Here is a 4,100-nt window from a genome sequence, read left to right on the forward strand (position 1 = left end):
CCCTAATTCATATTGATTTAATCCGATCGTTGCTAATCCGCCTTCTTCTACCATTGTATCCACAGCTGGAAATACCGGAATGTGTTTGGCATCAGTGGCCGCAATTAAAGTATTCATCGCACTGGCTATGGTATTATCTGTCGGAACCCAAATAGCATCTACTTGGCTAGCCAATGAAGAACTGACTTGTGAAACGTCATTCGTTGAAGAGACAGTTAAAGTAGTTGTTTCATATCCCATAGCGGCAGCAATGTCAGCAGCCTGTTTAGCTTGAACGATCGAATTGTCTTCACTGGATGAATAAAGAATGCCAATTTTTTTTGCTTCTGGTAAAAGTTCCTTGATCAATTCAAACTGTTCTTTAATTGGAGTCAGATCACTGACACCGGTGATGTTCCCACCAGGTTTTTCATTGCTGGCAACCAACCCAGCTTCTTCAGGATTGCTGACAGCTCCTAAAATAATCGGGATCTCTTGAGAACTATTAGCTAGCGCTTGAGCAGCTGGAGTGGCGATGCCCACCATAACGGCTGCATTCCGACTTACAAATCGAGCACTCATAGAATTCAAATTGCTTTGATCGCCTTGAGCATTTTGAAAGTCCAATACCATGGTTTCTCCATCAATAAATCCTTCTTCGTTTAAAGCATCAATGATACCTTCATAAATCTTATCAAGAGCAGGATGGCTGGTTAGTTGTAAGACACCTACTATGGGCAACTCTTTTTTTGTTGAAGTGGTTGTTTTAGTTTGCTCGGTAAAAAATGCAAACGTTAAAATTAGTGCTAATACACTGATAAATCCAATCATTTTTTTCATGCTTTTCCCTCCAAAGTAAGTAGTTAACGTATCTTTCATTTCGCATGTGGTGTTTTGTTAAAGCAATGCCATCGTTTCGTAAAAAGAAAAGACATTTTATTTTACTCCTTTATTTCTATTATTTTGACTACTGAAGATAAAAAAATAAACAGCTCCACAAAAGTACTTGTGGTAGCTGTTTATAGTAAACGACTCCACATAGAATAAATGTTTTACTCTATGCAGGTCGTTTTCACGTGTGTTCAAATAAACCAACATAGATACAAGTTCAGCGTGTTACCTGAAGGCTGTACCTATGAAGAAGCTTCATAAATCAACCTATCTATCTTGGCTTTGCCAACGATTATTTAAATTCATAGCGATAGGTAAAAATGGATTCATGACAAACACTCCTTTTGGTTGATTAAGAACTTATTAGATTTATCTTACTCGTTGCTTTCATAAGAGTCAAGACAAATGGTCATTTTCTTTAAGAATGTTTTATTTTATTCAGATAAGAAAATAGGCCGGTTAGCGATCGGCTGCAAGGGACGGTTTGTTTTGCCGACATTCTCTTTGAAAGCTTGCAACAATCCTTTGCGCATATAAGTTTGATGTCGAAAAACGATCCATTCTACGGGCCCTGAAGTCGGCGGTGTTGTTAATGAACCGCTATAATGAAAAAATTGTTGTTTGGCCGGTAAAATATTAGCTAAGTCGATCGGAACTTCTAACCCGCGGCCAGAAATTCTGGGATTTAAAGCTAAACTGTCCATGCGAGCCATTTCTGGGTTTGCCGGTTCTTTGTTTGGAAGAACGGTAATTCCTAAAACCAGTAATTCATTTTCTCTTGAGCGGTGAACCAAATGAAATTCTAGTGGAAAAGACTCATGATTGATTTCATGTTCGCTTGGCAAATGAAAATGCAGATCCTCTAGTATGTATCTTTTATGATTAAAAAAGACTGAATTCAACCCTTCACCTGCCAAGGGACTCAAATGCACTGTATGGTTAAAAAAAGATGTCTCAAAACGTGTCGTATGGTAACGAATCGTTAGCGACTGTTGACTGATTTTTTTTGTGACCTCGTTTTCACTCAATTGAATGGGAGACTGCAAACTACCCTCTTCTGCTGTTTTGAAAGCTTGACAGATGTCTTTCCAGTGTTCAGGTCCTCGTTCTCCTTCATAACACCAATCCATTATATTCTCCTTTAAAGTTAAATTTTCCTATTTCTAAAATAGTGATTAGTTGTATTTTACCTTTCTTTAAATATCTTTTTCAACTGTTTTGTATTTTTGAGCTGAATTTCTAGGCGGCTTCCTTGATGCATATACATTCTTGCTAAACATGTTATAATTAAACATACGATCATAATAACGATAGATTGTCGTTGTTTTCTTTAAATGAAAGAAAGCAGCTGTTTAAATAATCTATTCTAAAGAAAGAAGGGCAAAATATGTCATTTGATGGTATCTTTACCCATGCAATGGTTGACGAGTTACGTTATGCACTCAGCAACGGCCGAGTATCTAAAGTACATCAACCGTATAAAAATGAAATTATACTAGTTATACGTGCGAAGGGGAAAAATCATAAGCTGTTGTTATCTGCGCATCCTAGTTATGCTCGGATTCAGTTGACTGAGATTCCATATGAAAATCCAAGTGCTCCGCCTAATTTTTGTATGGTGATGCGGAAACATTTAGAAGGTGCTGTTTTAGAAAATATTCAACAAGTTGGAAATGACCGCATTATTCATTTTACATTTAAAAGCCGTGATGAATTAGGCGATATCCAAAATATCATGCTGATTGTTGAATTGATGGGACGACACAGTAATCTGTTCTTGGTTGAGCAGGACACTCAGCGAATCATGGACACGATCAAACATGTTCCTGCTAGTCAAAATACGTATCGAGCAGTGATGCCAGGTGCAACTTATGTTACGCCTCCTCATCAAGATAAATTAAATCCATTTGAAACGACCAATGCAGCCTTAATTGAAGTGCTTGAAAATCCTGTTGAGCTTTCCTTGACTAAAAAATTCCAACAAACCTATCAAGGAATTGGTTCAGATACAGCCAATGAACTAATCTACCGCAGTGAAGAGCAATTGGATAAGCTTCCAGAAGTTGTACAATCTTTTATTGAAACGATTCGGCAAGGTAAAATTGCACCCACTTTAACACAGGTAAAGAAAAAAACGTTCTTTACACCGGTTCCTTATCTTAGTTTAGATGGAGAATCTGAAAGCTATTCGACATTGAGTACTCTTTTAGACCAGTATTATCAAAGTAAAGCGGAAAAGGACCGCGTACAACAACAAGGAGCAGATTTAATCCATGTGGTACAAACTGAGTTGCAGCGAAACGTTAAAAAACTAAAAAAACTTGAAAAAACAATGGCTGAAACAGAATTAGCAGATGATTACCGAATACGTGGCGAACTATTGACTGCTTATCTGCATGAGTTGCATAAAGGGCAAACGGAAGTTACCTTAGCTAATTTTTATGATGACGATCGCCCGGTGACTATCGCTTTAAATCCAAGAAGCACTCCTTCTCAAAATGCGCAGAAGTATTTTTCAAAATACCAAAAATTAAAAAATGCCATTATTTTTGTTACCGAACAAATTCGATTGACTAATGAAGAAATTGCTTACCTGGATTCTGTCTCAACGCAATTAGAACTTGCAACGCCTAAAGATATTGCTGAGATCAAAGAAGAATTGATTCAGCAAGGCTATTTGAAAAAGAAAACGAAGAAGAAACAAAAAAGACAAAAAGCCAGTGCACCTGATAAATATGTATCAAGTGACGGTGATTCTATTCTAGTTGGAAAAAACAATTTACAAAATGATCAGTTGACCTTGAAAACAGCTAGAAAATCTGATATCTGGCTGCATACGAAAAATATCCCTGGTTCACATGTGATCATTCAAAGTAACGATCCTTCTGAAACAACTATTTTGGAAGCAGCTAATATCGCTGCTTTCTTCTCAAAATCGCAGCTGTCAGCTTCTGTTCCTGTTGATGTAGTAGAAGTGAAAAAGATACGAAAACCCAATGGCGCTAAACCAGGTTTTGTGATTTATGAAGGGCAACGGACGGTTTTTGTAACGCCTGATAAAGCATTAGTCGATAAATTAAAGGTTTAGATCTAAGTGGTATAGCATAAACTAAAACATAGTACAAAACCCCTGAAGGATGTTGTTACTAACGTCCTTCAGGGGTTTTGTTTTGTTCAAGAAGTTTAGCAAATGTATTCGCAGATCGGTTTTATTTTTTCCAATTCACTGG

General features: G+C 37.2%; 3 protein-coding genes. 1 reads left to right on the forward strand and 2 read right to left on the reverse strand.

All coding sequences use genetic code 11. The features are described from left to right. The coding region (trpX, locus tag RT405_RS11335) for a tryptophan ABC transporter substrate-binding protein (protein WP_313469753.1) at positions 1 to 819 on the reverse strand (819 nt) is incomplete at its 3' end. A 485-nt stretch (positions 820 to 1,304) separates the two neighbouring features. Then, positions 1,305 to 2,000 (reverse strand): carbonic anhydrase family protein, encoded by a 696-nt coding sequence (locus RT405_RS11340; protein WP_313469754.1) that lies wholly within the window; start codon positions 1,998 to 2,000, stop codon positions 1,305 to 1,307. Between the two features lie 257 nt (positions 2,001 to 2,257). Here RT405_RS11340 and RT405_RS11345 point away from each other — a divergent pair, with 257 nt between their 5' ends. Then, positions 2,258 to 3,958, forward strand: a complete 1,701-nt coding sequence (locus tag RT405_RS11345; protein WP_313469755.1) for an NFACT RNA binding domain-containing protein — start codon at positions 2,258 to 2,260, stop codon at positions 3,956 to 3,958. Positions 3,959 to 4,100: the final 142 nt, after the last annotated feature.

It is taken from the genome of Carnobacterium sp., assembly GCF_032094055.1.
In the GTDB taxonomy this organism is placed as follows: Bacteria; Bacillota; Bacilli; order Lactobacillales; family Carnobacteriaceae; genus Carnobacterium_A.